This is a genomic window from Microbacterium sp. (assembly GCF_031178525.1).
Classification (GTDB): domain Bacteria; phylum Actinomycetota; class Actinomycetes; order Actinomycetales; family Microbacteriaceae; genus Microbacterium.
Genome location: NZ_JAPSJA010000223.1, coordinates 1 through 3,844, shown reverse-complemented (window position 1 = coordinate 3,844; position 3,844 = coordinate 1). Strand labels below are relative to the sequence as shown.

4 protein-coding genes and 1 pseudogene are annotated in these 3,844 nt (G+C 71.8%); 3 read left to right on the top strand and 2 right to left on the bottom strand.

Annotated features, from left to right (window positions below):
• The 3 genes and pseudogenes from RIF89_RS11975 to RIF89_RS11965 form a co-directional block, all read left to right on the top strand.
• A pseudogene (locus RIF89_RS11975) lies at window positions 1-275 on the top strand (ABC transporter ATP-binding protein); the annotation flags it as partial.
• On the top strand, window positions 272-1,045 hold the full coding sequence (locus tag RIF89_RS11970; RefSeq protein WP_309069334.1) for an ATP-binding cassette domain-containing protein: 774 nt from the start codon (window positions 272-274) through the stop codon (window positions 1,043-1,045). The pseudogene RIF89_RS11975 and the gene RIF89_RS11970, both read left to right, overlap by 4 nt.
• Window positions 1,046-1,047: 2 nt before the next feature.
• Window positions 1,048-1,488 (top strand): cupin domain-containing protein, encoded by a 441-nt coding sequence (locus RIF89_RS11965; RefSeq protein ID WP_309069333.1) that lies wholly within the window; start codon window positions 1,048-1,050, stop codon window positions 1,486-1,488.
• Here RIF89_RS11965 and RIF89_RS11960 read toward each other — a convergent pair.
• Together RIF89_RS11960 and RIF89_RS11955 are read right to left on the bottom strand one after the other, a co-directional pair.
• A complete protein-coding gene (locus RIF89_RS11960) occupies window positions 1,479-3,389 on the bottom strand; it encodes a GAF domain-containing protein (protein WP_309069332.1) in 1,911 nt (636 codons plus the stop codon). The genes RIF89_RS11965 and RIF89_RS11960 overlap by 10 nt on opposite strands.
• Before the next feature lie 32 nt (window positions 3,390-3,421).
• Window positions 3,422-3,844 (bottom strand): alpha/beta hydrolase (locus RIF89_RS11955; protein WP_309069331.1); only part of this gene is annotated, 423 nt, incomplete at its 5' end.

Here is a 3,844-nt window from a genome sequence, read left to right as displayed (position 1 = left end):
GCCTGAGAGACGAGACCGGCATGGGCGTGCTCTTCATCAGCCACGACCTCGGCGTGATCGGGCAGCTGTGCGAGCGCGTCGCCGTGATGTACCGGGGGAGAGTGGTCGAGTCCGGATCGGCTCGTCGTGTGCTCGACGATCCGCGGCATCCGTACACCCGGGCTCTGCTGGAGAGCATCCCGCGACCCTCGGTCCCCGTGCGCTCCCCGCTCGCCGTGATCCCGGCTCTGAATGACTTCGCCGACGCCCCCGCCGAACTCGAGGAGGTCTCATGAGCGACGACGTCCTGCGGGTCAGGAACATCACCCAGCGCTTCGGTCACGGCGACGATGCCATGGTCGCGCTCGACGACGTGAGTCTCGCCGTCCCCCGCGGCGAGACGCTCGGGCTGGTCGGCGAGTCCGGCTCCGGGAAGAGCACCCTGGCCCGTGCCATCCTGCTGATGCGAAAGCCCACCGCAGGAACGATCGAGTTCGACGGCGAGGACGTGACGGGGCTGCGCGGGCGTGCGCTGCGCACCCACCGTCGACGCATCCAGATGGTGTTCCAGGACCCGAACGACTCGCTCGACCCGCGTTTCACGGTCGCACGCTCGATCTCGGAGCCGCTCGTCGCCGCCGGCATCGGAGCAAAGGAGCGCCGCCGCCGCATCGCCGACGCGCTGGACCGCGTCGGTCTGCCGATGGACTCGGCCGAGCGGTACCCGCACGAGTTCTCCGGCGGACAGCGGCAGCGCATCGCGATCGCGCGTGCCATGGCCGCAGAGCCCGAGTTCGTGGTGCTCGACGAGCCGACATCGGCCCTCGACGTGTCGGTGCAGGCGCAGGTGCTGAACCTGCTCGTGCAGCTGCAGAAGGACACCGGCGTCACCTACCTGTTCATCACGCACAACCTCGCCGTCGTGCATCATCTCGCCCACCGGGTGGCCGTGATGCATCGCGGCAAGGTCGTCGAGGAGGGGACCGGTGAGCAGGTCATGAACGCGCCAGAGCATCCCTATACGCAGCGCCTGCTCGCGTCCATGCCCGTGCTCTACCGCACCTGATCATGAGGATTCAGCGGCTGGGCGACAACGCGCACGACTGGGAGCTGTACGACGGCGCGGGCAGGATCGGCGTCGAGTGGTACTTCAAGGAGACCTCGTCGCTGCCGATCTCCGCCATGAGGTACCGGCTCGAGCCGGGGGCGGAGGAGGGCCAGCATCATCACCTGGCCGGCGACCCCGACAGCTGCTCGACGACCGGTTCGGACGAGATGTACATCGTCACCCGCGGAGAGATCGTCGTCATCGCCGGTGCCGAGCGGCGGACCCTCCGACCAGGCGACGCCTTCTACGCCCCGGAAGGCATGAAGCACGGCGTCCGGAACGAGACGGATGCCGTCGCGGAGCTCGTGCTCGTGTTCGGCCCGCGCGGTACCCACCCGTTCCCTCAGACCGGCGTCGAGGCCTTCCCCGACGAGGGGGATCGCCCGCCTCGTCAGCGCTGACCGCCCTGGAGCCTCTCGCGGAGCTCGTCGAGGCGGACGGCGATGCCGATGCGGAACATGCGCTCGTCGTCCCGCCAGTTCGCGCCCAGCACGTGATCGAGTCGTTCGAGACGCTGCAGGATCGTGTTCGTGTGGAAGTTGAGCGCGCGTGCGGTGCGTGTGGGGCTCGCGTTGTTGCGCACGAAGGCCCGCAGCGTGCCCAGCAGGTCGGCGTTGCGCTCGACATCGTACGTGCGCACGGCGCCGATGGTGTCGCGCAGGAACGTCGAGAGCCCGTGGGCGTCCGTGTCGAGCACCGCGGAGTAGGGGAGGAAGTCCTCCACGCGGGCCGTGACGTCGGTGATCTCGAGCGCGGCGAGCAGGCGGGCCGTGCGGCGGGCCGCAAGGAAGGCCGCGGGAAGCGGGTCCTTCGCCGGGGCGGGGACGACGACGGTGACCGGACCCTGCACGGCCGACGCGACCTGGGCGCGGAGTCGGTCCGGCTCGATCCCGCCCCGCCCTCCGGCGTGCGCGGCGACGACGTACCCGCGGTACTCGCCGATCAACGCGCGATCGTCGAGCTGGCGCATCACCGCCCGCGCCGCCGGTGTCTGCTGGTCGCCGGCGACCGCCAGCAGCAGGAGCGAGTCCAGCTCGCCCAGGTCGACTCCGAGCCTGCGGGCCCGGCGGTCGACGTCTGCGCGCCGTTCGGGGACGTCGTCGAGGAGGTCGGCGATCAACTCGCTCCGCACGCGGTGGTCCGCGCCGGAGGCGGCCTCCTGCTGCAGTTCGAGCAGCGCCCCGACCTGCGCCGCGCGCTCCACCGTCCGCAGGTCGACGGCGCCGAGCTCGAAGTCGCCGTCGCCGAGCAGCAGGGCGCCGAAGTGCCGGCTCCCGGCCGTCAGCGCCGAGACCGCGCGCACACCCGGACCGGGAACGGGGACGCAGTGGCCGTGTCGGCGGCTCTCGTCGAGGGCGTCGCGCACCCGGGCGTCGAGCGTGAGCATGTCGGGCGAGAGGGGCAGGCCGGCCGCGGCGATCACGTGCTCCTGGGAGTCCAGGATCGCGACCGCTCGGCCCAGCGCGGAGGCGAGGGTCTCGGCGACCGGAGCGAAGCCGCCGCCGGCGAGAACGGCCTGGACGAGCTCCTGGTGCACGGTGTTCGCCCTGTCGCGTTCGACGAGATGCGCCGTGAGGCTCTCGAGGGTGCGCCGGCTGGCGTCTTCGGACAGCTGCAGGTCGCGCAGCGTCTGGGTGGTCTGCAGGATGACGGATGCGTGGTCGGCGACCGCGGAGAGCAGCGCGATCTCCTCGGGTGAGAAGCTTTTCTCTTCGCGGTTCGCCACGAAGAGCACTCCCAGCACGTCGTCGCTGGTGAGCATCGGGACGCCGAGCAGCGACACCAGGCCCTCGGCCGACACGGCGTCGTCGATGCCCGCGTCGTGCCGATCGGCCGCGTAGGCCGCGTAGTCCGCGACCCAGTGGGCGGTGCGCGATTCGACGACGACGCTCGCGACGCCGCGTCCCGGCGGCACACGGAGGGTCTGGAACGTGGCGCTCACCGCTCCGCTCGTCTCGCGGACGCGCAGCTCCCTGGTGTCGGGATCGAACTCCGAGAGATACGCGAGGTCGACGCCCATCATCTCCCGCGCCCGCTGCACGAGACGGGCGAGCACGGCGTCGCTGTCCCGCAGCTCGGCGAGCTCCCGAGCGCTCGAGAACAGCGCCGTGAGCTCGTGCTCCCGACGGCGCAGCCGCGACAGCTCCCGCTGCGCTCGACCGACCCGCTCGGCGAGGCTCGAGGCCTCGGATCCCTGCAGGCCGAGGCGCTGCAGGGCGTCGCTGACCCCGGTGGGGCCTACGAGCGCGGTGTCGAAGGCCGCGTCGAGCAGGGCGGCGATCGCTTCGGTGTGCTCGGGCATCACATCACTGTAGGACGGCGGGAGGCCGCCTGTCAGCGCGCCTCGTCCGGCGCCTCCACGCACCGGGCCGCGGTCCGCAGCAGGGCGGCCACGAGGTCCGGCCACAGTTCGTGCGGGATCAGGTGCGCCATGTCGGCGTGCACCTGCAGCTCCGCACCGGGGATGGCTTCGGCAATGTCGACGGCCGACGCCCAGTGCAGCACGTCGTCCCGGCGTCCGTGGAAGACGAGCGTCGGCACGCGCACCTGTCTCAGGGCTTCGAGCCGCTCGGGCGCGCGGCGCAGCGCCGACCACTGCCGCGAGAACCCCTCGGGGAAGTATCCGCGGTCGTACGCCTCCGCGGCGGCCGCGCGATGCCACTCGACCTGCGGATCGTAGCTCCCGACCCGCGCGGACTCCGCGTACGCGCCGGCGGACGCCACGGCCTCGTCGCGCGTGACCCGCACCGGCGGTGC